22 protein-coding genes and 4 tRNA genes are annotated in these 24,313 nt (G+C 69.9%); 12 read left to right on the forward strand and 14 right to left on the reverse strand.

The window, feature by feature from the left end; all coding sequences use genetic code 11:
• From E1264_RS20590 to E1264_RS20600, 3 genes are all read left to right on the forward strand, one after another.
• On the forward strand, positions 1–831 hold an 831-nt coding region (locus tag E1264_RS20590; RefSeq protein ID WP_132175921.1), incomplete at its 5' end, for a bifunctional DNA primase/polymerase.
• The gene (locus E1264_RS20595; RefSeq protein WP_132175923.1) at positions 831–1,055 is read left to right on the forward strand and encodes a helix-turn-helix domain-containing protein; all 225 of its coding nucleotides are present in this window, start codon (positions 831–833) and stop codon (positions 1,053–1,055) included. The genes E1264_RS20590 and E1264_RS20595, both read left to right, overlap by 1 nt.
• The gene (locus E1264_RS20600) at positions 1,052–2,278 is read left to right on the forward strand and encodes a site-specific integrase (protein ID WP_132175925.1); all 1,227 of its coding nucleotides are present in this window, start codon (positions 1,052–1,054) and stop codon (positions 2,276–2,278) included. Before E1264_RS20595 ends, E1264_RS20600 begins: the two co-directional genes overlap by 4 nt.
• Before the next feature lie 74 nt (positions 2,279–2,352).
• Here the strand turns inward: E1264_RS20600 and E1264_RS20605 are convergent.
• Positions 2,353–2,424 (reverse strand) — tRNA-Val (locus tag E1264_RS20605).
• A gap of 48 nt (positions 2,425–2,472) precedes the next feature.
• Positions 2,473–2,898, reverse strand: coding sequence for a TIGR02611 family protein (locus E1264_RS20610; protein WP_132175927.1), 426 nt, complete (start codon positions 2,896–2,898; stop codon positions 2,473–2,475).
• Between the two features lie 264 nt (positions 2,899–3,162).
• Here E1264_RS20610 and E1264_RS20615 point away from each other — a divergent pair, with 264 nt between their 5' ends.
• Positions 3,163–3,570, forward strand: a complete 408-nt coding sequence (locus E1264_RS20615) for an SsgA family sporulation/cell division regulator (RefSeq protein ID WP_132175929.1) — start codon at positions 3,163–3,165, stop codon at positions 3,568–3,570.
• On the opposite strand, the gene sthA is transcribed toward E1264_RS20615, so the two are convergent.
• Positions 3,567–4,970 carry a Si-specific NAD(P)(+) transhydrogenase gene (gene sthA / locus E1264_RS20620; RefSeq protein ID WP_132175931.1) on the reverse strand — a complete coding sequence of 468 codons (1,404 nt, stop codon included), beginning with the start codon at positions 4,968–4,970 and terminating at the stop codon, positions 3,567–3,569. The two genes, E1264_RS20615 and sthA, sit on opposite strands and share 4 nt — an antisense overlap.
• A gap of 62 nt (positions 4,971–5,032) precedes the next feature.
• Positions 5,033–5,641, reverse strand: a complete 609-nt coding sequence (locus tag E1264_RS20625; protein WP_132175933.1) for a TetR/AcrR family transcriptional regulator — start codon at positions 5,639–5,641, stop codon at positions 5,033–5,035.
• 110 nt (positions 5,642–5,751) lie between these two features.
• Here E1264_RS20625 and E1264_RS20630 point away from each other — a divergent pair, with 110 nt between their 5' ends.
• Genes E1264_RS20630 through ppgK form a run of 3 tightly spaced genes read left to right on the forward strand, consistent with a single transcriptional unit; the run spans position 5,752 to position 7,632 of the window.
• On the forward strand, positions 5,752–6,495 hold the full coding sequence (locus E1264_RS20630; RefSeq protein ID WP_132175935.1) for an SDR family oxidoreductase: 744 nt from the start codon (positions 5,752–5,754) through the stop codon (positions 6,493–6,495).
• Entirely contained in the window at positions 6,495–6,815 is a 321-nt protein-coding gene (locus E1264_RS20635; protein WP_132175937.1) for an SMR family transporter, read from the forward strand. Before E1264_RS20630 ends, E1264_RS20635 begins: the two co-directional genes overlap by 1 nt.
• A 55-nt stretch (positions 6,816–6,870) precedes the next feature.
• Positions 6,871–7,632, forward strand: coding sequence for a polyphosphate--glucose phosphotransferase (gene ppgK, locus E1264_RS20640; RefSeq protein WP_132175939.1), 762 nt, complete (start codon positions 6,871–6,873; stop codon positions 7,630–7,632).
• Here the strand turns inward: ppgK and E1264_RS20645 are convergent.
• The 4 genes from E1264_RS20645 to E1264_RS20660 all read right to left on the reverse strand — a co-directional run bounded on the left by E1264_RS20645 (position 7,622) and on the right by E1264_RS20660 (position 13,440).
• Positions 7,622–10,501 carry an alpha-mannosidase gene (locus E1264_RS20645; protein ID WP_207936049.1) on the reverse strand — a complete coding sequence of 960 codons (2,880 nt, stop codon included), beginning with the start codon at positions 10,499–10,501 and terminating at the stop codon, positions 7,622–7,624. The two genes, ppgK and E1264_RS20645, sit on opposite strands and share 11 nt — an antisense overlap.
• On the reverse strand, positions 10,492–11,703 hold the full coding sequence (locus tag E1264_RS20650) for a CehA/McbA family metallohydrolase (protein ID WP_132175941.1): 1,212 nt from the start codon (positions 11,701–11,703) through the stop codon (positions 10,492–10,494). The genes E1264_RS20645 and E1264_RS20650 overlap by 10 nt, the downstream gene beginning before the upstream one ends.
• Before the next feature lie 17 nt (positions 11,704–11,720).
• Positions 11,721–12,557 (reverse strand): aminotransferase class IV, encoded by an 837-nt coding sequence (locus tag E1264_RS20655; RefSeq protein ID WP_243711055.1) that lies wholly within the window; start codon positions 12,555–12,557, stop codon positions 11,721–11,723.
• A gap of 178 nt (positions 12,558–12,735) precedes the next feature.
• The gene (locus E1264_RS20660; RefSeq protein ID WP_132175943.1) at positions 12,736–13,440 is read right to left on the reverse strand and encodes a helix-turn-helix domain-containing protein; all 705 of its coding nucleotides are present in this window, start codon (positions 13,438–13,440) and stop codon (positions 12,736–12,738) included.
• A 117-nt stretch (positions 13,441–13,557) separates the two neighbouring features.
• Between E1264_RS20660 and E1264_RS20665 the strand changes: the two genes are divergently transcribed.
• From E1264_RS20665 to E1264_RS20675, 3 genes are all read left to right on the forward strand, one after another.
• A tRNA-Gly gene (locus E1264_RS20665) sits at positions 13,558–13,629 on the forward strand.
• A 41-nt stretch (positions 13,630–13,670) separates the two neighbouring features.
• A tRNA-Cys gene (locus E1264_RS20670) sits at positions 13,671–13,741 on the forward strand.
• Between the two features lie 5 nt (positions 13,742–13,746).
• Positions 13,747–13,821 (forward strand) — tRNA-Val (locus E1264_RS20675).
• A gap of 50 nt (positions 13,822–13,871) precedes the next feature.
• On the opposite strand, the gene E1264_RS20680 is transcribed toward E1264_RS20675, so the two are convergent.
• The 5 genes from E1264_RS20680 to E1264_RS20700 form a co-directional block, all read right to left on the reverse strand.
• Positions 13,872–15,140, reverse strand: coding sequence for a tyrosine-type recombinase/integrase (locus E1264_RS20680; RefSeq protein ID WP_207936050.1), 1,269 nt, complete (start codon positions 15,138–15,140; stop codon positions 13,872–13,874).
• An 85-nt stretch (positions 15,141–15,225) separates the two neighbouring features.
• The gene (locus tag E1264_RS20685) at positions 15,226–15,450 is read right to left on the reverse strand and encodes a helix-turn-helix domain-containing protein (RefSeq protein WP_243711056.1); all 225 of its coding nucleotides are present in this window, start codon (positions 15,448–15,450) and stop codon (positions 15,226–15,228) included.
• Between the two features lie 671 nt (positions 15,451–16,121).
• Positions 16,122–16,385, reverse strand: coding sequence for a hypothetical protein (locus E1264_RS20690; RefSeq protein WP_132175945.1), 264 nt, complete (start codon positions 16,383–16,385; stop codon positions 16,122–16,124).
• 61 nt (positions 16,386–16,446) lie between these two features.
• Positions 16,447–18,165 carry a recombinase family protein gene (locus tag E1264_RS20695; protein ID WP_132175947.1) on the reverse strand — a complete coding sequence of 573 codons (1,719 nt, stop codon included), beginning with the start codon at positions 18,163–18,165 and terminating at the stop codon, positions 16,447–16,449.
• A gap of 254 nt (positions 18,166–18,419) precedes the next feature.
• Positions 18,420–19,463 carry a site-specific DNA-methyltransferase gene (locus E1264_RS20700; RefSeq protein WP_132175949.1) on the reverse strand — a complete coding sequence of 348 codons (1,044 nt, stop codon included), beginning with the start codon at positions 19,461–19,463 and terminating at the stop codon, positions 18,420–18,422.
• Between the two features lie 629 nt (positions 19,464–20,092).
• Here E1264_RS20700 and E1264_RS44685 point away from each other — a divergent pair.
• Together E1264_RS44685 and E1264_RS20710 are read left to right on the forward strand one after the other, a co-directional pair.
• Complete coding sequence (locus tag E1264_RS44685) at positions 20,093–20,437, forward strand: pilin (RefSeq protein WP_243711057.1); 345 nt, start codon at positions 20,093–20,095, stop codon at positions 20,435–20,437.
• Positions 20,438–20,443: 6 nt separating this feature from the next.
• Complete coding sequence (locus E1264_RS20710; RefSeq protein ID WP_132175953.1) at positions 20,444–22,015, forward strand: hypothetical protein; 1,572 nt, start codon at positions 20,444–20,446, stop codon at positions 22,013–22,015.
• Between the two features lie 57 nt (positions 22,016–22,072).
• Here the strand turns inward: E1264_RS20710 and E1264_RS20715 are convergent.
• Positions 22,073–24,313 (reverse strand): helix-turn-helix domain-containing protein (locus tag E1264_RS20715; RefSeq protein ID WP_132175955.1); only part of this gene is annotated, 2,241 nt, incomplete at its 5' end.

The raw sequence follows: 24,313 nt of genomic DNA on the forward strand, positions 1-24,313 counted from the left end.
GACTGGGAGAACCGCGCCACCACCGACCCCGACCGCATCCCCCGATGCTGGACCACCGGCCCTTACAACATTGGCATCGCGTGCGGTCCGTCCGGGCTACTGGTCATCGACCTGGACACCTCCAAACCCGGCCAGCACCCGCCGCCGCCCTGGGACACCGAACCCGGCATCAACGACGGCGCCGACGTGTTCGCCGCACTGTGCGAGCAAGCCGCACAGCCCTTCCCCACCGACACCCTGACCGTGGCCACCCCATCCGGCGGCATGCACCTCTACTTCACCGTCCCCGGCGGCGCCGCGGCGAACCTGCGCAACACCACCGGCCGCCACGTCACCGGGCTCGGATGGCTCATCGACACCCGCGGCGGCGGCGGGTACGTCCTCGCCCCGCCCAGCACCGTGCAGGGACGCCCCTACCGCCTGGTGACCGACCTGCCCCCGGCTCCACTCCCGGAGTGGCTGAGCGCTCTTCTCAGCGCCCGCCGCGCTCCCTCCCCTCTTGAGTGCCCTCCCTCGCGCAGCGGCGACGTGCGGGACGTGTCCGCCTATATCGCTGAGGCACTCAAGAGGGAGGGAGAGCGGGTCCGGTCCGCGCAACCCGGCGGACGCAACTTCGCACTGAACAAGGCCGCCTACAACCTCGGCCGACTCATCGGAGCGGGCGCCCTGACCGAAGGAATCGCCTACACCACGCTCAATGACGCCGCCACCGTCCACTACGGCCCCGACCCCGACGCCAACATCACACCCGGTGCCGCGCACTCCACCATTACCGCCGGTCTGAACGCCGGTATCCGCAACCCCCGCCAACTCCCACACAAGACCGCCTGATGACCTCTCTCATCTACCCGCCGCAATGGTGGATCACCGTCCCCGAAATCTGCGACGCATTGCGCGTCACCCCGCCGGAAATGGCGAACTGGGCCAGCCGCGGACGCGCACCCGCCGCCGAAACCTGCCCCGACGGCATTCAGCGCATCCGCCGCACCGAATACGACGCCTGGATCGACTCCATGGCTGAGGACACTCCAGAAAGCGAGGGCACCGACCGATGAGCAAACGTGCCCCTTCCGAAGACCCTGAAGACAACCAGGGTCCTAAGCGTCGTCCGCGTGGCGAGGGTGGCATCCACTGGGATGAGACACGTCAGCGATGGATCGCGACCCTGACAATTGGTCACACGGCCCGCGGAAAGCGCATCACCCGCAAGGCCAGCGCCAAGACTGAGACGCAGGCAGGAGAGAAGCTAAAGCAACTCCGACGCGACCACGAAGAGGGGATGACCGCGGCGCAAAACTACACGGTAGAAGACGCCGTGCGGAACTGGCTGCAATACGGACTGAACGGCCGGTCTTCCGAAACCATCACAAAGAACACGATTATTGCGGAAACACACGTGATCCCCGACCTCGGCGGCCGGAAGCTGTACGCCCCACTGGACAAGCGCCATGAACTGTCGGCCGATGACGTAGACCGGTGGTTGACCGAGAAGGCCAAGACACACAGCACCCGGACACTGCAAGAGATGCGCGCAGTTCTCAAACGGTCAGTCGCCAGGGCGCAAGCCCGCGACAAGGCCAAGCGGAACGTGGTGGAACTGTGCGAGGTTCCACGAGGTAAGACCGGCCGTCCGTCCAAATCACTCACGCTCGACCAGGCCGAAGCGGTGCTTAAGGCAGCCGAGGAGGACGAATCCACTATCGGCGCCTACGTCGTGGTATCGCTGCTGACAGGCGCCCGCACCGAGGAAATGCGCCCGCTCAGGTGGACGAAAACCGACCTGGAGGGCAACCCCCTAGCCGGTCTGCCGGTGCCGCCTCACATCATGGTTTGGCGGTCGGTGCGAGCTGGCGGAGACACGAAGACCAAGAAGTCTCGCCGGACGATCGCGCTACCAGTCCGATGCGTAGAAGCGCTACGCGCGCAGCAGACACGCCAGAAGACAGCCCGAGAGGCCGCGGGAAAAGCGTGGCACGATCCTGACTTGGTGTTCGCGTCTGAGGTCGGTACGGAGCTAGATGCAGCCAACGTGCGTCGCAAGTTCCGTCGGATCATCAAGAGAGCTGGTCTTGACCCGAAGGACTGGACGCCGCGCGAGCTACGGCACAGCTTCGTGTCGCTGCTCTCTGACAACGGCGTCCCGCTGGAGAGCATCGCCCGACTCTGCGGACACAGCGGCACAGGGGTCACTGAGGCCATCTATCGCCATCAGATCCGGCCGGTCATCGACGACGGAGCCACCGTCATGGATCACATCTTCCCGCAGGCAAGGGAGTAGCGACCGGCAACCTAGTCGCTCGGTTAGACACTCGGGGCCCTGGCTTGGTACGTAAGCTAGGCCTCTGACCTGGGTGGGCGATACTGGGTTCGAACCAGTGACCTCTTCGGTGTGAACGAAGCGCTCTCCCACTGAGCTAATCGCCCTGGACGTCGGAAACTCTAGCGCATGTTGGGGGATGCGCGCGCCTTCGGTCACGTCCAGAAGGTGGGGTCGTCGATGTTCCAGGGGACGACCAAGCCGTAGACGGCCAGGTAGGCGGTGAGGGTGGCGGTGGCCAGGACGGCGGTGAGGGTGCCGAGGATCAGGTTGCGCCGGCGGGCCCGGGGGTCCAGGGCCTTCTCCTTGGCGCGGTCGGCGGCGGCTCTGGCGCGGTGGAGGGCGCGCTGGGCCCAGGCGAACTCGGTGGCGAGGATGGCCAGGCCGACGACGATGCCGAGGATGCCGGGGCCGGGGGTGACCATCATGATCAGGCCGCCGAGGAGGACGGCGGAACCGACCGCGAAGACGCCGAGGCGCCAGACGGTGTTGAGGAGGCGGTTGCGCCGGATCCGTTCGCGGAACCGGTGGATGCGGCGCGGCTGTGTGGGTGGGGCTTCCTTTTCGGTCTTGATTGCCACGGCTTTACCTTAAGGCAGGTGGACGGGGGTGGGAACGCCGAGGTTTTACCGCGCCGATCGTTCGGCGGGGACGGGGCACATGGCGGGAAACATCCGTCTTTGCGCAGGTCAGGCGCGGTGAGATGAGTCACAAACGCCGGGGACGCCGGAATGTTCGGCCGCGATCAGGCAGTTAGGCGTCATAGATCGCGGGGATGTCCGTGGGGAGGACAAGCACTCACGGGGAGCCCCGCCTGCGGGACACGACGTAATGGGGAATGGCCTATGAACACCACAGTCTCAGCGCAGCTGGGCCTTCGGCTCGTCGTCCCCGACCGTACGACCGTTCCCCTGCTCGCCGGGCTGGAGTACGCGGCCGACGATCCGTACGCGATCCGGATGGCCTTCTACGTCGGCGATGACGAGCCGGTGGAGTGGATCTTCGCTAGGGAGCTCCTGACGGTCGGCATCGTCCGGAAGGTCGGGGACGGGGACGTGGAGGTCTGGCCGGGCTCCGATGACGGCACGCTCAACATCGGGCTGTCGTCCCCGTTCGGGGACGCGCTGTTCGAGGTGCCGCTGTCGCCGCTGGCCGACTTCCTGCACCGGACGTACCAGACCGTCCCGGCGGGCGAGGAGACCGAGTTCATCGACATCGACGCCGAGCTGGAGAACCTGCTCTGGCCGTCCTAGGAGGACAGGCGGGCGATGTGGCGCATCTTGTTCATCGCGTCGAGGGCGGCGACCTTGTAGGACTCGGCGAGCGTCGGGTAGTTGAACACGGCGTTGACCAGGTAGTCGACGGTGCCGCCGCAGCCCATCACGGTCTGGCCGATGTGGACGAGCTCGGTTGCGCCCGTGCCGAAGATTTGGACGCCGAGGAGGCGCCGGTCCTCGGGTGAGACGAGGAGTTTCAGCATCCCGTAGGAGTCGCCGATGATCTGGCCGCGGGCGAGCTCGCGGTAGCGGGAGACGCCCACCTCGAAGGGGATCTTGGCCTCGGTGAGCGCGTCCTCCGTGCGTCCGACGAAGCTGATCTCGGGGATCGTGTAGATGCCGATGGGCTGGGTCTCGTGGATCTCCGCGACGGGCTCGCCGCAGGCGTGGTGGGCGGCGAGTCGGCCCTGCTCCATGGACGTCGCGGCGAGGGACGGGAAGCCGATCACGTCGCCGACGGCGTAGATGTGCGGGACGTCGGTGCGGTAGTGCTCGTCCACCTTGATCCGGCCGCGGTCGTCGGCGGTGAGGCCGGCGGCGTCCAGGCCGAGCTCGTCGGTCATGCCGTGCCGTCCGGCGGAGTACATGACGGTGTCGGCGGGGATGCGCTTGCCGCTTTCGAGGACGGTGATCGCCCCCTGCGGCATCCGTTCGACGGACGCGACGCTCTCGCGGAACCGGAACGTGACGGCCAGGTCGCGCAGGTGGTACTTGAGCGCCTCGATGATCTCCAGGTCGCAGAACTCCAGCATCCGCTCGCGCCGCTCGACGACGGTGACCTTGGTGCCGAGCGCGGCGAACATCGACGCGTACTCGATGCCGATGACGCCCGCGCCGACGACGACCATGGTCTCGGGGATGCGGTCGAGGTTGATGATGCCGTCCGAGTCGATGATCGTCTTGTCGTCGAAGGCGACGGTGTCGGGGCGGGCCGGGCGCGTGCCGGTGGCGATGACGACGCGGTCGGCGGTGACCTTCTGCTCGCGGCCTCCGCTGCCGCCGATCCCGATCACGTTCGGTTCGAGGAACCGGCCATGGCCCGGGAGGACGGCGACGCGGTTGCGGGCGAGCTGGCTGCGGACGACGTCGGTCTCCCGGCCGATGACGTGCTGGGTGCGCATCCCGAGATCGGCGACCGTGATGTCCTCCTTGACCCGGTAGCTCTGGCCGTACAGCTCGCGCTGGTTGAGGCCGGTCAGGTACAGGACGGCTTCGCGGAGCGTCTTGGACGGGATCGTCCCGGTGTTGATGCAGACGCCGCCGATCATGTCGCGGTGGTCGATGATGCCGACCCTGCGGCCCAGCTTGGCGGCGGCGATGGCGGCGCGCTGCCCGCCGGGGCCCGATCCGAGGACGAGGAGGTCGAAGTCATTCACGTCCCCAGTCTGACGGGCCGCGCCCGCCCGGTTGAAGGTTTCGGCTCAGGATCGGTCCGTGGTCAGGCTCCTGGGCGGTCCGCGAGCAGGGTCTCGGTGAGGGCGTCCAGGCCGGTCTTGATGCGGTCCAGGGACATGCCGCGGGTCCGGCGCTGGTAGAGGAACAGGGTCGCGGCGAAGGGGGCCAGGAGCGCGTCGGCGAGGTAGGCGGTGTCCGCGCCGGGACGGATCTCGCCGAGGAGCATCGCCACGTGCCGGTGGTACAGGCCGTAGGAGCCGTCCCGGAAGCGGGCGTCGGACGGGCCCGACTCGGCCATGAGGAGAAGGTCCGCCTGGGCCTCGGTGCGGTCGGCCAGGGCGTGCAGGAACGCGCGGAGGCGGTCGGGCGGGGACGCGCCGGGCCCGAGCGGCGGGGGGCCCTGGATGAACGCGGCCTGGAAGCCGCGTTCGCGCTCGTCGATCACGGCGTAGACGAGGCGGGCGCGGTCGCCGAAGCGCCGGTAGACGGTGCCGACGCCGACGCCGGCGGCGCGGGCGACCTCGTCCATGGAGACGGCCTCGGGGCCGCGGGTGGCGATCATCTCGGCGGCGGCGCGGAGGATGCGGCGCCGGTTGAGCGCCGCGTCGGCGCGTTCGGCGGGCGGGCTTCCCACGACCGGCAGCTCGCGCATTCCGTCCCCTCTCGGCACAGCACAGCAGACTAACCGGACTTGTATCCGGAGAACTCTCCGGTTAACCTCGCTAAGCGGAAACTTCTCCTATTAGGTCCGGAGGCTTGGACATGACGGCTGAACTTGCGGGACGGGCCGCCCTGGTGACCGGGGGCGGGCGCGGCATCGGCGCCGCGATCGCGCTGCGGCTGGCGCGGGAGGGCGCGGACGTCGCCGTCACGTACGTGCGGGCCCCGGAACGGGCCGCGGAGGTCGTGCGCGGGATCGAGGCGGCCGGACGGCGCGGGCTGGCCATCGCCGCCGACGCGTCCGACTCAGGGGCCGCGGCCGGGGCCGTTGACCGGGCGGCGGCGGAGTTCGGGCGGCTCGACATCCTGGTCAACAACGCCGGGATCGCGCCGTACGGGCCGCTGGAGGACGTCACGGCCGAGGAGCTCGATCTGACGCTGGCGCTGCACGTCCGGGCGGCGTTCGTGGCGGCGCAGGCGGCGGCCCGCCATCTCGGCCCGGGCGGGCGGATCATCAACATCGGCAGCAGCCTCGCCGAGCGCGTCCCCTACCCCGGCTGGACGCTCTACGCGATGAGCAAGTCGGCGCTGACCGGGCTGACCCGGGGCCTCGCCCGCGATCTCGGGCCGCGCGGGATCACCGCGAACGTCGTCCAGCCGGGGTCGACCGACACCGAGATGAACCCGGCGGATTCGGCCGACGCCGAGTTCGAGCGGGGGTTCACCGCGCTCGGCCGGTACGCGCGCGCGGACGAGATCGCCGCGATGGTCGCGCACCTGGCGGGCCCGGGCGGCGACTACGTCACGGGAGCGGCGATCGCCGTGGACGGGGGGTATGCCGCCTGATGGCCTGGGTGCTGCTGATCGTCGCCTCGCTGATGGAGCTGGTGTGGGCGACGGCGCTGAAGGAGTCGGACGGCCTGACGAAGCTCTGGCCGACGGTCATCGGGCTCACGGTCGCGGTGCTCAGCGTCGTGGTGCTCTCGCTGTCGCTGCGGACGCTGCCGGTCGGCACCGCGTACGCGATCTTCGTCGGGCTGGGCGCGGTCGGCGTCGCGGCGGCGGGCATGATCGCGTTCAGCGAGAGCGCGTCGCCCGCCCGGCTGGGGTTCCTCGCGCTCATCGTCGTCGGCGTCGTCGGCCTGCAACTGGTCGAGGACTCGTAGGCTCGGCCCCCGGGAGGGGAATCGTAGGCGCGGCCCCATGGGGCACAGTGAAGGCATGGGCACGGAGATGCTGGGGATCGACATCGGCGGGTCGGGGATCAAGGGGGCGACGGTCGATCTGGCGGACGGCTCGTTCACCCGGGACCGGTTCCGGGTGGCCACGCCGCAGCCGTCCAAGCCGAAGCCGGTCGTGAAGGTCATCCGGGAGATCGTGGAGCATTTCGGGTGGGACGGCCCGGTCGGCGTCACCTACCCCGGGGTGGTGATCGACGGCGTGACGCTGTCGGCGGCGAACGTGTCCAAGCACTGGGTCGGGCTGGACGCGGCGTCCATGATCGCGGACGCGACCGGGCGGGACGTGACGCTGCTCAACGACGCCGACGCCGCCGGGCTCGCCGAGATGCGGCTCGGCGCCGGACGCGGCCGCCGCGGGACGGTCGTCGTGCTCACGCTGGGGACCGGCATCGGCAGCGCCCTGTTCACCGACGGCGTCCTCGTCCCGAACACCGAGTTCGGGCATCTGGAGATCGGCGGGCGGGACGCGGAGGAGCGCGCGTCCGCCAAGGCGCGGGAGGACGAGGGGCTCGGCTGGGAGAAGTGGGCGAAGCGGCTCAGCGTGTACATGCGGCATCTGGAGGCGCTGGTCTCCCCGTCGCTGATCATCGTGGGCGGCGGGGTGAGCAGGCGGTCCGCGCATTTCGTCCCGCTGATCACGGGGGTGCGGGCGGAGATCGTCCCGGCGCGGCTGGTGAACAACGCGGGCATCGTGGGCGCGGCCATGGCGGCGGCCCGGACGCGATCCGTCTCTACGGTCTGAGCCGTAGCGTCGCGATCTCCCACGGGCGCAGGGCCAGCGTGACCGTCCCGTCATGGACATCGATCGGCAGGCCGGGACGTCCGCGCAGGTCGACGCGGGTGGCCTCGGTGAACGGGCCCCGCAGGACGGCGGTCGTGGGCTCGTCGGACTGGGCGACCACCCGGGTCTCGATCCAGCCGTCGCGGGACCGGAGCGAGGTCATGACGACGCCGTCGCCCGAGATCGCGACGCCCTCGCGGGACGGCGGGGGCGGCGCGGCGGCGGGGCCGTAGCCGGCGGCGGTGAGCAGGTCGTGCCGGAACGCCTCGGCCGCCCGGAGGACGTCGCCGCCGGGCCGCTCGGTGCCGGGCCGGGCGTCGCCGGGACGCTCGGGGCCCGGCCGCTGGTCGCTGTACGGCATGATCGCGAAGGCGGCCGTCCGGGTGCCGCGGCATTGGGCCTGCGGGGTCGGGAGTTGCGGGCCGGCGGGCTGGTCGCGGTAGGCGTTGCGGTCCCGGGACAGGTGGCCGATCGAGCGGAGCAGGGTGAGCGCCAGCTCCCGTCCGCCGCCGGTGACCTCGTACTCGGTGGCGTGCTCCAGCAGGACGGCGAGCCCGCCCGCGGCCACGAACCCGGACGCCGGGTACGTCGGCACGGGACGCTCCCCTGAACCGCCCTCGGCCGTCAGCCCGCGCTCGATGATCGCGAACTGGCCCTCGGCGAACGACGAGGCGGCCCGGCGCGGCAGCGGCAGGTGCAGGCGCACGCGATGATCTTCGCAGCGGTTGTCGAACGTGACCCGCAGCCGCAGGAACGGCTCGCCCGCGCGGAGTTCGGCCCGGGTCGTGACGGTGATGTCCTCCTCGGCCGCCGAGCGCGCGTCGCCGTCGAAGTCGCCCGACGCGGGCCAGCGGTACGTCCGGACGACGTCGTACGCGGCCAGCAGGGGACCGCTCCAGACGGGCTCGACGCGCACGGCCAGCGGGGCCTCGACGAGCCGGCCGGCGGCAGCGGGTGGGGCGTGGTTGTAGGTGTCGCCGAGGTCGCCGCCGTCCACGATCCGCCCGAGGCCCGCGATGTCCTCGCCGGTGGGGGTGCGCAGGCTGAGCGTGCCGTCTTCCTGGATCTCCGCGCGCAGGAGGCCGTTGTCGAGGACGTTCTCCGCCGCCGTGACCGGGCCGTCCGGGCCGAACGGGCTGACCGGGCCGTCCGCGCCGACCCGGCCGTCTGGAGTGGGTGCAGCGGCGGCGGCCGGGGTCACGGTCGTCAGGCCCAGGGCGGGCACCTCGACGAGCGCGGCGACGGTGCGGCGCGGGTCGGCCAGGATCCGGACGCGCCACTCCCCCACCGCCCCGCGCAGCGCCTCGCGCACGTCGCCGATGTCGAAGGGGACGTCGGCGCGGGACGTCACGCGGAAGGTGAGCGTGCGGTCGTCCCGTGACACCGTCCAGTCGCGGATCTCCTGCCCGAACAGCACCCGCCCGTAGACGCGCTCCAGCACGATGGGCAGGTCGGTGGCCGGATGGACGGCGTCGTCCAGCACCGTCGGCGCGATGTCGAGGGTCTGCACGGGCACGGGGCGCCCGTCGCCCGTGACGAGGCCCGGCTCCCCGTCCGGGGCCGGGACGTCGACCTTGACCAGCCCGGTGCGGGGCGCCGGGGTCGGGTTGAACACCAGGTGCGAGCCGAGCGGCACGGACGCGGCGCGCTCGGCGGTGACGAGGTCGCAGACGGCGCGCCCGAGCTGCTCCGCCTCCGCCATGTGCGCCGCGACCTGCTCGGCGGTCTCGTCGCTGCCGCAGCCGGTCACCGAGTCGTGGCAGCTCGTCTCGATGAGCCGCCGCCACGCCAGGTCGAGGAACGTCCGCGCGTCGTCCGCGTACCAGAGGGCGGTCAGCGGCTCGGCGTAGCGCTCGACAAGTCGCTCGGCGCGTCCCAGCAACTGCTTGAGCCGGACGCGCGCGGAGATCACCCCGGGCAGGATGTTGGCGCGGGCGTGCGACCGCAGCTCGCCCCGGACGTGCAGTAGCCCGTCCACGGACACCGGCTCCCCCGCGAAATACCCGGCGAGGGTGTCGAGGCGCATTCCGGGACCGGCGCCGGAGATCCGGTCGGCAAGGTCGGCGGCGGGCGCGGTGTGGTCGGCCCCATACATGGCCAGCAGCGGCTCGCCCCGCGGATACCAGCGGGACATCGCCGCCGCGAACCCGGCGGCGCGGCCCGGGAGCAGCGACGCACCGTCCTCCAGCCCCCGCCCACCACCATCCAACGGACGAGCTCCGCTCGACGGCCCGTGCCCGAACTCCTCGAACATCGACGCGGCGTTGCCGTAGCCGCCCTCGGGCAGGTACTGGGTGCGGATCGCCGTCCCGTCCGGCGCCTCCCAGGCGAACGCGTGCGTCCGGACGCGGTCGGGGACGCCGCGCCACACGCACGCGTGCTCGATCCCCGCCAGCTTCAGGATCTGCGGCATCTGCGCGCAATGCCCGAACTGGTCGGGCAGGTAGCCGACCATCATCGCGGCGCCCAGCTCCTCCGCGCGCCGCATCCCGAGCTCCAGGTTCCGGACGATGTTCTCCCCCGAGCACAGGAACTCGTCGTGCAGGATCTGCCAGGGCCCGATGGCCAGCCGCCCCTCGGCGACTAGCGCGGCGACGCGGGCGCGACGCTCGGGACGGATCTCCAGGTAGTCGTCGACCGCCGCCATCTGCCCGTCCAGCGTGAAGCGCCAGCGCGGGTCGGCGTCCATGCGGTCGAGGACGCCGTCGAGCAGCGACACGAGCCGGAGCCGGAAACGCTGGAACGGCAGGTACCACTCGCGGTCCCAGTGGGTGTGGGGCACAACGACGATCTCCGGCGCCCCGCCCTGCCCCGTGGCCTCTACCCGCACAGCGCGATCACCTCGTTCTCGTGGGTCTCCAGGCGGTGCATTCCCGGGCCGTCCGCCGGCATCCGGACGCGGTCGCCCCGGACCGCGGTGCGCCGCCCGTCCGGCCGGACGAGGACGGTCCCGTCCGCGCCGATCGCGATCAGCTCGCCGTCGACGCGCAGCAGGACGGGCGCGTCCGGCCCGGCGGAGATCGCCGTCCGGCCCGCCGCGAGACCGCCCAGCACGCCCGCCACCCTGTCATCCTCCGCGAGGACCCAGGTGACGGGCTCGCCGAGGTTCTTGAACTGGTCCGGGTCGTGGAAGTCGCTGCCGCCGAGCGGGACGACGCCGTCCGGACGCCACACCTCCGCCCAGGCCAGCGGCGCGCCCCAGCGCCGGTCCCACCACGTCGGATGCCAGATTTCCACGAACCGGGGCCGGGACCGCGCGGGCAGCGGGCGGCGCCAGGCGCAGTCGCCGCTCAGCGGGTGGTTGATCGACATGAGCCCGCCGCGCGCGTCGGCGAACGCGGCCCAGTCGGCGCTCGGCCGCCGGAAGTCGACCCAGCCGGTGTCGCCGAACATGTTCGCGTGCCCGAGGTCGGTGGTGACCTCCTGGCCGGGCAGCAGCGCGATCCCGGCGTGCGCCCCGGCGGCGGGCAGGTGCGGATGGTGGCTGACGGTGTTGTGGTCGGTGACGGCGAGGAAGTCCAGCCCGCGGGACGCGGCGAGGCACGCCAGCTCGTGGACGGTGAGCGTCCCGTCGCTGTGGACAGTATGGGAGTGCAGGTCACCGGCGAGCCACCGCATCCCGTCCGACGCGGGGAGGTCCCGGCGCGGCGGACGCTCCGGCCGTGGCGGCGGCGTCTCCTCCGGCCTCGCCGGGATCGTCCCGGACGTGGTGACCGTGACCTCATAGGGGACGCCGTCGGGCGGTATCCGGTGCAGGCCGAGCCAGACATGCCAGGTGCCCGGTTCGGGCTCCCCCGGCAGGTACCCGGGCGTCGCCCACCCGGCGCTCACCGTGCACTGGCGGCGCGCCCCACCGGACCAGCCCCGGAACCCGTCCGGCCCGTGGCAGCCCAGGTCGATGACGCCTCCCTCGTGGGACAGCTCGACCGTGAGCGAGGCCGTGCCCGGCGGGACGTCGAAGGGCAGCTCGCGGAGCCCCTGCTCCAGGCGGTCCTCGAGGCTCCAGCGTCCTCGATGCACCGTCACCGTCATCCGGGACCGCCTCCCTGTCACGGGTCCATGAGCTCGGCGGAACGGGCGGCGAACGCGGCCATGGCCTTCGCGGTGATCGGGCCCGGCGCGGCGGGCAGGACCGTCCCGTCCACCGCGCGGATCGGCTGGACGTCGCGGGTCGTGGAGGTCAGGAACGCCTCTTCCGCGCGGTACAGGTCGTCCAGCGCGATGTCCTCCTCGTCGCCGCCGCACCACTCCAGCACCAGCGCGCGCGTCACCCCGGCCAGGCAGCCGGACGACACCGGCGGGGTGACGAGCCGCCCGCCGAGGACGGCGAAGATGTTCGAGCCCGTCCCCTCGCACAGGTTCCCCACCGTGTTGCCGAAGATCGCCTCGCCGCCGCCGCGCTCCTTCGCGTACACGAGGGCCAGGGCGTTCTCCGCGTAGGACGTGGTCTTGAGCCCGGACAGCGCGCCGCGCTCGTTGCGCGGCCACGGCACGACCGTCACGTCCGCCGTCGCCGGGAACGGGTCCTGCGGCGCCACGATGATCGACACCGTCGGCGCGGCGTCGCCGCGCGCCGACCCGAGCGGCCCGGGGCCGCTGGTGTAGGTGATGCGGACGCGGGACAGCGGCCACTTCGGTGCCGCCGCCAGCACTTCGAGCGTTCCCTGGGCGAGGGCGTCGTGGTCGGGCGCGGGCAGCCCGAGGCCGGTCGCGGAACGGGCCAGCCGCCGCAGATGCCGGGTCAGCGCGAACGGCACCCCGTCCGTCGCCTTCACCGTCTCGAAGACCCCGTCGCCCACCAGCATGCCGTGATCGGACACCGACACCGTCGCGCGCTCAGGGTCGACGAGTTCCCCGTTCAGCCAGATCGGGACCTGCGCCGTCACCGGATGCCACCTCCATAGCCGAGCCGCCCTCGGCCCGGTCCCGCGCCGTTCGCGAGGCGGACCGGGCCCTGCCTGACGCCCGCGAGGACGCCGCGTCGTGCCCGCGCCCACCCAGCCGATGGGCCCACAGTACGGCCCGTGCCGCACCGTTTTCGAGCCCGCCCCGGCCCGCGCGAACTCACGGCAGGACGCAGCCGAACGAGTCGGCCAGCCCCGCCAGCCCCTTCTCCGTCACGGTCAGCGCCCGGCGCGTCGTCCCCCGCTCGAACCAGCCCAGCTCGATCATCCGGGCCGTCAGCGCCGCGCCCAGCGCGCCGTTCAGATGCGGGCGCCGCTCCGTCCAGTCCAGGCACTGCCAGGCGAACCTGCGGCGCGCCTTCCGCAGCGCGACCACGTCCAGGCCCAGGGCTCCGAACCGCTCCGCGCCCTTCTCGGTGACCTCGAACGCGTCGCCGCCACCGGCCTCGATGAGCCCGCCGTCCACCAGCGCGGCGAACAGCGCGACCCCCGCCTCCCCGGCCAGGTGGTCGTAGCAGGTCCGCGCCTCGTGCAGCCGCCGCGCGTCCCGCGACTGCCGCAGGCTCCGCACCTCCACCGGCGGGCTGATCCGCGACAGCGCCTCGATCAGCTGCGCGACCTCAACGCCCCGCAGCCGGTAGTACCGGTGCCGTCCCTGCTTCACCACCGTCACGAGCCCGCCGTCCAGCAGCCGCGCCAGATGCGCGCTCGCCGTCGGCGCGCCGACACCCGCGGCCCGCGCCAATTCCCCCGCCGCGAGCGGCCGCCCGTCGAGCAGCGCCGTCAGCATCGCCGCCCGCGCCCGGTCCGCCAGCAGCGCCGCGACCGGCGCGAAGTCCGCCCTCAGAACATGCTCCGAACCCATGCCCCGACACTAGGCGACGCACCCTTCGCCCCACGTCGAAGCATCCGCCACCGAAACCGGTTTGGGGAACCGCCCAGGACGCGCTAAGGTTTCCCCCGTCGCCGCAAAGCGGCGCAAGCGGAAGTGGCTCAGGGGTAGAGCATCACCTTGCCAAGGTGAGGGTCGCGGGTTCAAATCCCGTCTTCCGCTCTGAGGGGCCTTTCAGGCTGTGAACCAGAAGGTCTCCTTCTGGTGGAGTGGCCGAGAGGCGAGGCAACGGCCTGCAAAGCCGTGTACACGGGTTCAAATCCCGTCTCCACCTCGCAAGGGCGATTAGCTCAGTGGGAGAGCGCTACCTTGACACGGTAGAGGCCACTGGTTCAATCCCAGTATCGCCCACCACACTCCTGTGCAGGTCAGGGGCCATGCTTGTGTTGTTGACGAGCGAAGCCTCAGGCCTGATTGGGCGATATCTGGGCGATGATCTTGCTCTCGTCCGCTGTCACCGCTCCGGCCTGATTCCTCGTCTGCAGTCTAGCGAGAACCTTCCTCATCTCGGGTGCGGCGGCGACGAGCCGGTCGCACTCATCGGCCCGCAGGGCCAGCACTGAGGTCTCCCATCGCTTCTGCAGGGTCCGAAGGACCTGCTCCTTCATCACGGGTGTCACGTGCTCGTAGACGTCGGCCATCCCGGGCAGTTTGTGTCCCAGCCGGGCCGCGCGGGCCACATCGGGGACGCCGTCCTCGGCCAGCCAGGTCCGCTGGGTGTGCCGACCCTCGTGAAAGGTGAAGCCCCGCAGCACCGGTGCACGGCGCCGGTCCGGGTCGGGGTGGTCGGGATCACCGTCCCACGCCGGCCGCCAGAACCGGCGGGCGAAGTGGCTGCGACGCAGCAGCCCGCCCTTGTCTCCCACGAAAACGTAGGAGTGCTCGGCCTGCTCCAGCAGGGGCTCATAGAGGTCGGCCAGGAACGGCGGTAGCCGCACCCAGCGTCTGCTGGCCGGCGTCTTGGGGCGCTCGGCCTTGACCAGCCGCCCACGGGCCTCGGCGAGAGGCTCGGCGATCCGGATGGCCTTGTTGATCTCGTCGTACTCGTGCGGCTGCTGCCCGACCAGCTCCGACCAGCGGGCACCGGTGTAGCCGTTCATCAGCGCCAGCACGAACCCGCGGTAGCCGAAGCTGTCGTAGATCCGCAGCGCCGCCCGCAGGACCTGGACCGGGGTGGCGACCTGATGCTCGGGCCCGCCCTGCCCGATGGTGACGCGGATGCCCTGGCACGGGCTGGCCGGGATCTTCCGCGCCCGTACCGCCACGTTCATGATCGTGGAGAACGAGGCGAACACCGAGGCCACCGTGGACTCGGCCAGCTCGTCGTGGAGCTCGTTGACCCAGCCCTGGATCTCCAGGTGGTGGTTGAAGATCACCACCAATGGCCAGTCCCCCCACTGCGGCAACAGGTGGGTGTCCAGGTGGGATCGGTACTTGGCCTGGGTGGTGATGGCCAGCCGGTGATTGCGCAGCCAGGCCTCGGCGAAGGCCCTGAACGGTGTCTCGGCCTCGGCGGGGTCGATCCACAGGTGGCGCCGGATGAGCGCTTCCTGTTCCTGCCCCCACTCCAGCGCTGCGGTCTTGGTTTCGAATCCCGACTGGGACCCCCAGGTGCCGTCCGGTTTCTTGTACCGGCTCCTCCATCCCTTGCCGTGTCGTTGCGCGTACGCCACTACCTCACCTCATCCATGAATGATTCTGCGAGCAGATTTCTGTTCCGGACTTCCAATACACGCGCAATCAGGTTGCAGGCTTGGCCTACAGGCCCCTGCCACGGCGTGCCGGAGGACGACGCCTCCCCGTCACTGGCTGTCGTGAGCCGGAGCGGATGATTTCTTCGAGGTCGCCTTCACTGAAACGCAGATGCCGTCCCACGAACGTGCACGGGATCACCCGGGCCGCAGCCTTCTTCCGCAACCACGATTCGCGTACCTGCAAAACCCGCGACGCCTCCGCCGGGGTGTACAGGTGCAACCCGCTCACGCCGAGCCACCCAACGAGAAGACAGAAACAGCTGCAACCCTCGGCATCATCGTCGTCTTCAGAAAAACAGCGTAAAGGATCCCACGGACGTCCGCGAGCCTGACAAGCAAATCCCCATAGTGGCAACTATTTTGCCGGTATCCGGAAACGGCCCGACGAAACAGCGGCAATTTCGTTGCCGCTGCTGGCGCCGCGGCAAACGTGGTGCCGCGCACGCGGCATTCCGCGGCAAGGGACCACGGCAACCAGGCGGCAGCCCGGGCGCCACCGGTCGCGACGACCGATCGGCCAGCCGCCTGCGGTCCTGCACGATACCTACAGCGGCCCATGCGCAGTGCTGTGAATCGCCGTGTTGATGCACCTGCGGCGTCGTGCATAAGGTCGAAGTCCTTCCTGACGTCAGGTAGACGTTGTGTCAGGTCAGATTGTTGACCGCGACCTCATAGAAATCTCATAGCAACTTCCCTACCTGCATTGTTACCTAGCGGCAGTCCGCGGCAACGGTTCCATCACCTCCCGCGGATCCCGCCGCAGTGGCAAGAAGAGGTCTCATAGGAAGCTCATAGGCGCATCTTGATCACAGCGCTTGCTTGATGACGGGCATGCCCCCTGCCGACGACCCATGGGTGCCCGTAAGCACAGATGCCATCAATCTCTGGACGTCAGATTCGCTATCCGGCTGCGCGTCCCGGCGGCTCGAACGGTTCTCCGTACTCACCGCGCGGATAGTTCCCCTTGAGCACAGCAAGCAGGTTCTGCAGGTAGATCTCCGGGCCCCAGCCTCGAATCATCTGGGCGTTAGCGACAACCCAGTGCTCCTCAGAAACCGGCTTGCCATGCGGGATCGCCAGCATCGGATCGATGTCGATCGTAAAATAGGGATTGATCAAGATCGCCGTACTGTCTGCCGGAGTCCATTCATCAAAGTCGCTCATACCTGCACCTTCGACCTCTCATGCTGCCAACACATACAAAGCTCCAACCCGAAGATCAAGTTCAAGGGTCCACACTGAGCCGACGCAGAACCCGCTTCCATGGGGGTTCAAGTCCCTCCTCAGACACGGACCTTCTGCCTATACGGTGCGAGTCGAGGCGAGCCTCAGCTCGCACCGTCTGCTTTGTGGGGTGGTAGGTCAGCCGCAGGCCGAGGTGCTGGTACACGCTGGCCTTGTCACCACGGTCAGCGTGTTGGAGTGCTTGTGCATGGTCACCGAGATCGTTGATGAGTGCGGTGATTTCCTCTCGGGTGATCTGGGCCTTGTTCGGGGCTTGACGTAGCTGCGCCAGCGCGGCGGTGCGCTGGGCTTGTGCTTCGGCGATCCACCCGGCCACCACGGAGGGGTCGCTGTCCTGGTCCAGGGCGTCGAGGGTGGCGCGATAGCGGGCCAGCCGACCTTCGCAGTCCTTCACGGTCTGCTGGGCGGCGAGGCTGGCGGCGTCGTCCGCGGGTGCTTGGGCATGCGCCGCGAGCATGGCGTTGATCGTTTCGGCGCGGCGGTGCGGCGCGAAGTACCGGCACAGCCACCGGTCCAGCGCAGGAACCACGGCGTCCTCCCGGACATAGACGTTGCGGGGGTGTTGGACCTTGTTCGCCAGGGCGTACTCCTCGGGGAACCGGCACCGGTAGTAGGCGGCGTTGTTGATCCAGTGGCTCTGCATCCGTCGGCGGCAGATCCCGCAGAACAGCGCTCCGCGCAGCACGTAGGTGTGCCGCTTGCGGTACGGGGCGCGGCTGGTCGGTCCCCGGCCGCGGCCCGCGAGCATCTGCTGAACGTCGGTGAAGGTCTGCTCGTCGATGATCGGCGGGTTGACGATCTTCTCCGACCAGACCCATGCGTCCTTGGAGTTCCAGGTCATCTTTGTCTCGTGGCCGCGGGCGACGTCGTGAACGTCGATGAGGACTTCGCGTTTGCGCTGCTTGTTCCACACCTGACGGCCGGTGTAGCGGGGGTTGATCAAGATGGCGCGGATGGCGCTCTTGGACCAGGCGAGCCCACTGCGGTGCCGGTTGCGGGCGCGGTCATAGGCCGACGGTGACAGGATGCCGTCGGCGGTGAGCCGTTCGGCGATGGCGAAGATGCCCCTTCCGTCGAGGAACTCGGCGAAGATCCGCTGCACCACTTCGGCGGCGTAGGGGTCGATGTCCATCACGTGCAGGCGCTTGCCATCGGCGGCTTTGCTGGGGTTGGGGTGCGGGCCGGCGTCCACGAGCCGGTATCCGTAGGGCGGGCGTCCGCCGATGTGCCGGTTGGTGGTCTGGGCCATCGCGGCCATGGTGGAGCGGACCCGGGTCTTGATCCGGGACCGCTCGCCCTTGCTGATGGACCCGAACGTCGACATGATCATGTCGTGGGCCTCGTTGGCCGGGTCTATCGGCCCGCCGATCTCCGGCACCCACAGCGGCACGCCGTAGTGCTCGAACAGCGGGAAGGTGTTGCCGAACTGGTTGCCGTAGAACGCCCGCTGTGGTTCACCGACGACGACCGCGTCAAAGCCCCGGTCTGGGTTGGCCAGTTCTTCCAGCAGGCGGCTGGCTTCGGGGCGGCGGGCCGGTGGGATGGAGCGAGACTTGTCGACGTCGAAGTATTCGGCGACGATCAACCCGTCGCGTGGGGTGATGAGTTGCTCGGCACGGGAGTACTGCCAGGCGCGGGATGCCTCAGGGTCTTGGCGGTCTTCGGTGGAACAGCGTCCCCAGAACGCGTGTTTGATCATTGTTCTTCCCTCGGGATGAACTGGTTGATTTCAGTTCGTGCGCCGCTGCCGGATGCTGAGCAGGAGTCGGAGCAGGGCGCGTGCCGCATCGGGCGTCAAGGGGGGCGGCTCAGCGGGCAGTTCGACGGACACAGCGTCATCAGCTGCATCGCGAGTCAGGTCGCCACGTGGCTCATCTGACTCTGCTTCGGCAGCATATTCCCTGGTCACCCCAGGCGACCTAACCGAATGGTGAGGTTTATCTATCCGGCGCCTCACCTCGTGTCCCCCTCCCCGTGGCCGCTGCTCTCCCGGAGTCTGCGCTCGGCGGCGCGGCATAGATCTGGGGTCTGTTCCACACCGGTGAAGGACCGGCCGAGTTGCCGGGCGGCGATCCCTGTGGTGGCGTCCGCCGCGAACATGTCCAGGACAGTGCCGCCGGGGCGGCAGCCGGCGGTAATGCAGGTGATCGGCACCATGAGCGGCAGGGTGTGCCGCTGTGGGCGTGGCGGCAACGACCAGATGTCACCAACGGGGTCGGGCGGCAACGCTTCGGCATCTTGCCGCTTCGGCGGCTCTGGTGCCGCAAGATCTCGATTGCGGCAAGTGCCGCTCCCTCTGCCGCTCCTGCCGCTGCCGCCGAGGCCAGCATGCCGCCGGTTGTGCTGCCAGCCACAGTGACGCGCAGACCCTTCGCGGTCGTGTTCGGCGACCGGATTACGGTCGCATCCAGTCTCGGCGATCAGGCCGTCCAGGCGGCGACGGAGGGTGTCTCGGTCGAAGTAGTACCGATCGGACTTGACCAGCAGGAATATCAGCTCGTAGGAGAGCGTGAACCGGTCGGGTACCGCACTACGGCCGAGGGTGGGCTGCTGCCAGACGATAGCGTTGCGGATGATCCACCCATCATCCTGGAGAGCGAATGCCAGCCGCCATGGCAGGCCGATCAGGGACGAAGCGGGCACGCCTGTCATCACGTGGTCGCGGATTTGGCGACGGTGCCTTCCTGCGGGCGGGCCGTCCCATCCTGTTTGGCCGGCATAGCGATCGCCAGTGATCAGCCAGGCGGTCCCCTCCTCGGTCAGTACCCGGTGGGCTTGTGCGAAGAGGCGGCGTAGGGCAGCCAGGTAGAGGGCCGCTGTGGGTTCGCCTCCGTAGGTGGTCCGAGCGTCTGCCGCCGAATCGCGTAGTGGTGGCGTCCAGGGCGGTGGGCTGGTGATGATGCAGTCGGCGGATTCGGCTGGCATCTCGGCCAGCACCTGGCGGGGGTCTCCGCTGTAGAGAGCGTGGGTTTTGTCATGCCAGTAGGGGGCGCGCACCTGTTCGGTCCCTCCTGTGTGTTCAGGGCGGTTTCCGGTAGAGCGCGATTGTCAGCACGGGCCTCATAGGAGGCTCTTAGAAGCGGCATCTACCTCGGACGTTGCCGCGCGAGCATGCGTCGGCCCCAGGTTGCCGCTGCCGCCGCCCCATGCCGTTCGGCACTGGATTGCCGTCCGCTTTGCCGGTTGGGTTGCCGAGCTCACGGACCATTGCTCTGCCGTTGCCGCCGCGGCACACCGACGATTGGTGTCCGTGCCGCGCCCGCGTGCGGGACGAGTCGAGCGCTCTGCCGAACTCCACAGGCCGATAAGTGTCTGGTCGTGCCAGGAACCGCTGTGCGGTGGTGTAGACGCCGCATGGCTGTTGGCTTGCGGCGCTGAGATTTCGCATAGATCCCTCTGACCAAGACGGTGGGCCGTGCCTGTTGTGAGGTTTCTATGCGGGGGTGTGGCGTCCTGAAGCGCGCCGGGGCCCTGCAAGCGGCCGATCCGCCCGCCCCATGCGGGCCGGGCCCACGTCCTTCGGTCGCACGACCGTGGCCGGAAGGAGGTGACGGTCCCCGCTGACCCGGCCCGCGTCCCTCCCGGCCGCTGCGGGGCCCCGGTCACGTCCATCAAGGAGGTGGCTGATGCGCTCCAAGATGTTCCGGTGGGCAGCGCCGACCGCGGCCGTGCTGGTCGGCGTCCTGCTGGTGATTTTCGTGACGCCGGACGCGTTCGCCGACGCGCTGGCGGCGCCGCCGCAGGATCTGAACACAGTGATCAACCGAATCACCAAGTGGCTGGTGGGTTTGCTTCTGGCGCTGGCGACCTTGTTCCTGACCGTCGGCTTCATCCGCTATCTGCTGGCCGGCGGTGATCCAGGCGAGGTGGGCAAGGCCAAGGACACCCTGAAGTACGCCGCCATCGGCTACGGCGGCGCGGTAATGGCACCTGTGCTGGTGACCATCCTCAAAGGCTTCGTGGGCGGTTGAGCGGCGATGTCTACCGCTCTGCGCGCCTGGCTCGCCGTCATCGGGTGTAGTGCTGCCGCGTTGGTCGCGGTGGCGGTAGCCACCGCTCCCGCGCACGCCACCGTGACGACCGTGCCGTTGGGCGCTGTGGCGGCCGAGCCGCCACCAACCCCGAGCTCCTCGCCCCCGGCACCATCGGCGTCACCAACCAGCCCCAGCCCATCGACACCCGGTTCTCCCAACCCGAGTACCTCGGCTCCGGGCAACCCAAGCTCTTCGCCGGGCGTGCCGACAAGTCCGGAACAGGATTCGGGTGGGTGCGGGTGGTTCGACGTCGCGTGCAAGGCCAAGCAGGCGATCAACAACTGGTTCAAGGATCTGGTCTCCTCCGCGATAAACCCGGTGTTCGGGTTCCTGGGCTCTTCACTGCTGACCACCCCGCGGCTAGATCAGACCAGCCGGGTGCAGGGCTTGTGGACTGGATCGCTGGTGGTGGCCAACTCCTGTTACGTGCTGCTGGTGCTGGCTGGCGGGCTGACCTTGATGGGCCGCCAGACCCTGCAGAACTCCTACGCGGTCAAGGACATCGCGCCCCGTCTGGTGGTCGGCATGGTGGCCTCCAACACCAGCCTGATCCTGATCGGGCAGTCGATCGAGTTCGCCAACGCGTTGTCGGCGGCACTGATGGGCCAGGGGGTGGATCCGCAGCAGACCGCCGATCAGCTCCAGAAGATCATCGTGCACGCGCTCAACCCCGGAGACGTCGGGATGTTCATCGTGCTGGTGACCATCTGGGCGGTACTGCTGGGCGTGATCCTGCTGCTGATCTACATCACGCGGGTCATGCTCACCATCTTGCTGATCGCCGCCGCCCCGCTCGCGCTGGCGTGTCACGCGCTGCCACAGACCGAAGGGCTGGCCAAGCTGTGGTGGCGCTGCTTCTTCGGCGTGCTGGCCATCCAGGTCGCCCAGGCGCTGGTGTTCATCGCCGCGATGCGGGTGGTGCTCACCACTGACATGGTCACGATCTTGGGCTTTCGCACCCCCGGTGACCAGGTGGACCTATGGACGACGATCTGCCTGCTGTACGTGCTGGTGCGCATCCCCTCCTGGATCTCCCGCCTGATCTGGCAGGGCGGCGTGATCAGCCGCAGCCCGATCACCCGGACGGCGAAAATGATCGTTTCGTTCTTCCTGTTCCGCGGGCTGCTCGGACGGCTCGCCGGGGCCCGTGGGAGCGCGGGCAGAACGCCTCCTCCGCCCCCGCCTGCGGGGCGCTTCACGGGCCCGTCGGTTCCGGCGCTTCCGCCGGGGCCGAAAACGCCGCCTCCTGCGGGGCCGGGAGAGATGGCGCAGCCACGGTGGGGGCCTGCGCATGGGCGGTGGATGCCGCCCGATCCGGCCTGGCACGAGCGCGTGCACGACGGGCGTCCGGCGCCCGGCAGCGTGGGTGAGCAGCAGCGCTGGGGCCGCCCGGAGACCACCTGGACACCTCCGCACGCCGGGGACTGGCGCGCGCCGCCGCCCCAGCCGAGGCGCCCGCCGCCTCAGGCTCCGTATCAGCCCGACCCGCACCGTCCGTGGAAACGGCCCAGCTGACGGAGGTGACCAGTCATGCCGCCCGACGAGCACAGCGTCCGAATCCCGACGGGTGCTTCATACTGCATCTCCCGCGTCTGTTCGTTGGGTTTGTTGGCGTCGGCGCAGGTTGGGGGATATCTCGATCAGCTCGCGGCAGTGCGCCTCGACGGTCTCGTCGAAGGGGATGTGCCAGTAACCCTGCGTGGTCTGGTGAGCGGTGAGCTTGCCTTCGTAGATCCAGCGAAGCACCGTTCCGCGGCCGATGCCGAGCCGGTCGCGCAGCTGGCGGATGGTGAGTTCGCCCTGGCAGGCGACGGCTCCGTCGCGGTTGAGGCGGACGGATGCGTTGATCATGTCGCGGCAGCGAGCCTCGACATCGGTGTCCCAGACGATGTGCCAGCGGCGGTCCACGCGGGTTCGGTGGGCGGTCAGTTTGCCTGCGTGGATCCAGCCCAGCACGGCGGTAGTGGAGACGCCGAGCCTGGCGGCGACGTCACCGACGGTGATTTCGCCCTCGCAGAGCACGTGGAAGTCCCGGTTCGCGCGGCCCAGGTGGGTGGAGGCGGCGATCATGTCGCGGCAGCGGGCTTCGACGGTCTCGTCGAAGGGGATGTGCCAGCGGCGGGCGCTGGTTTGGTGGGCCTCCAGTTTTCCCGCCTTGATCCAGTCGTAGACGGCCGAGCGGCTGATACCGAGTTTGGCGGCCAGGTCAGCGATGGTGAGGTGCCCGTCGTGGGCGGCCGCGCTGCGGGGTGCGGGGATGCCGTTGGCGTTGCGGGCCCGGTGGACGGCGTCGGCGTCCCAGGTGCGGCCGCGGCCGGTGGTGAACCCGGCGGCGTTCAGCTGGTCGGCCAGCTCAGGGTCGCGGGTGGTGGCCGAGCGGGCGGCGATGAACTCCAGCGCCTCGGGACAGGTCCGGCCGGGGCCGTAGCGGCGGACGGTGATCTGCTGGGTGGCGCCGGTCTGCCAGCGGATCCCGATCACCGCGTACTGCTCGCCGTGCTGGTCGTCGCCGGCGGGCAGCAGGGTGATGTCGGCGATCAGCGTGCGCAGCAGCCGCTTGCGGTCCTTGACCTTGGTGGCGGGGCTTTCCCAGAGGCGGGGCAGGTCGGCGGCGATGGCGGCCAGCCGGCCGCGCTCGGGCAGCGGCGGCTTGGCCGACCGGGCGGCCTCCAGGGCCAGCTCCGCCTCGGTGAGGGCTTGCAGTTTGGCCTCCCAGCGGGTCTCCAGGGTGCGGGCCACCAGACGGTTCTCCGGCTCGACCTGGGTGAAGGCGCGCTCGGCGCGGTCGGCCTCGTAGCGTGCGCGTTGCACCGCCAGTTCGGCGGCCCGGTGGGTGCGGGTGTGCCGCTCGATGACCTCGTCGGCCGCCTGCAGTGCCCGTGTGATCTGCTCGGGCGTGGCGGCCTGAAGGAACGCGGCCGTGACCGCCTCGTCCACGGTGCGGGCAGAGATGCCGCGGCAGCCGGGCCCGCGGGCGTGATCGGCGCGGGCCGCGACACAGTCATACAGACAGAACCGGCCGAACCGGTAGCGCGTGCCCATCCGGCGGCCACAGACCCCGCAGTGCACGATCCCCTGACACAACGGCGGGCCCTCGCGCGGCGGTCTGGCGCCGCGGCGGGTGTGGTTGGCCGCCAGCTTGGCCTCGATGTCCAGGGAGCTCTGCCAGCTGATGTAGCCCTCGTGGTGGTCGCGGATCAGCACCAGCCACTCATCGCGTTTGGCCTTGCGCGACCCGGTGCGGACCGTCCCGTCCGCCTGCACCCGGTGCACGGTGCGTCTGCGGCCATAGGCGTAGGCCCCGGCGTAGATCGGGCTGGTCAGGATCTGCAGCACCCGCGCGTGGATCAGCTTGCGGAACCGCAACTGCCCGGCGAACACCCCGCCGCTCACCCGCGACGGGAACACCCGCCCGGCGAACTCGCCCACCACCGCGAACGCCGACCCGGTCCGCGCGAACGCCGCGAACACCTCCGCGACCGCCGACCGCACCTCCTCGTCCGGATCCTGGACGATCTGGTCCTCGTCCCACACGTATCCGACCGGCAGCGGGAACCGCAGCTCACCGCGCCCCGCGGCGGCCAGCTTCGCCCCGTGCAGACGCGAGGCCAGCAGGTGGAGCTCGGCTTCGGACAGGGTGCCCTTCACCCCCAGCAGCAGCCGGTCGTTCACATCGGCCAGGTCGTACACCCCGTCGGCATCGATCACCAGCGTGTCGGTCAGGCGAGCCAGCTCCAGCAGCCGCGCGAACTCCGACGAACGCGCAAACCGCGACACCTCCAACGCCAACACCGCGCCGACCCCGCCCAGACA

The sequence above is a fragment of the Actinomadura sp. KC216 genome (assembly GCF_004348535.1).
GTDB lineage: Bacteria > Actinomycetota > Actinomycetes > Streptosporangiales > Streptosporangiaceae > Spirillospora.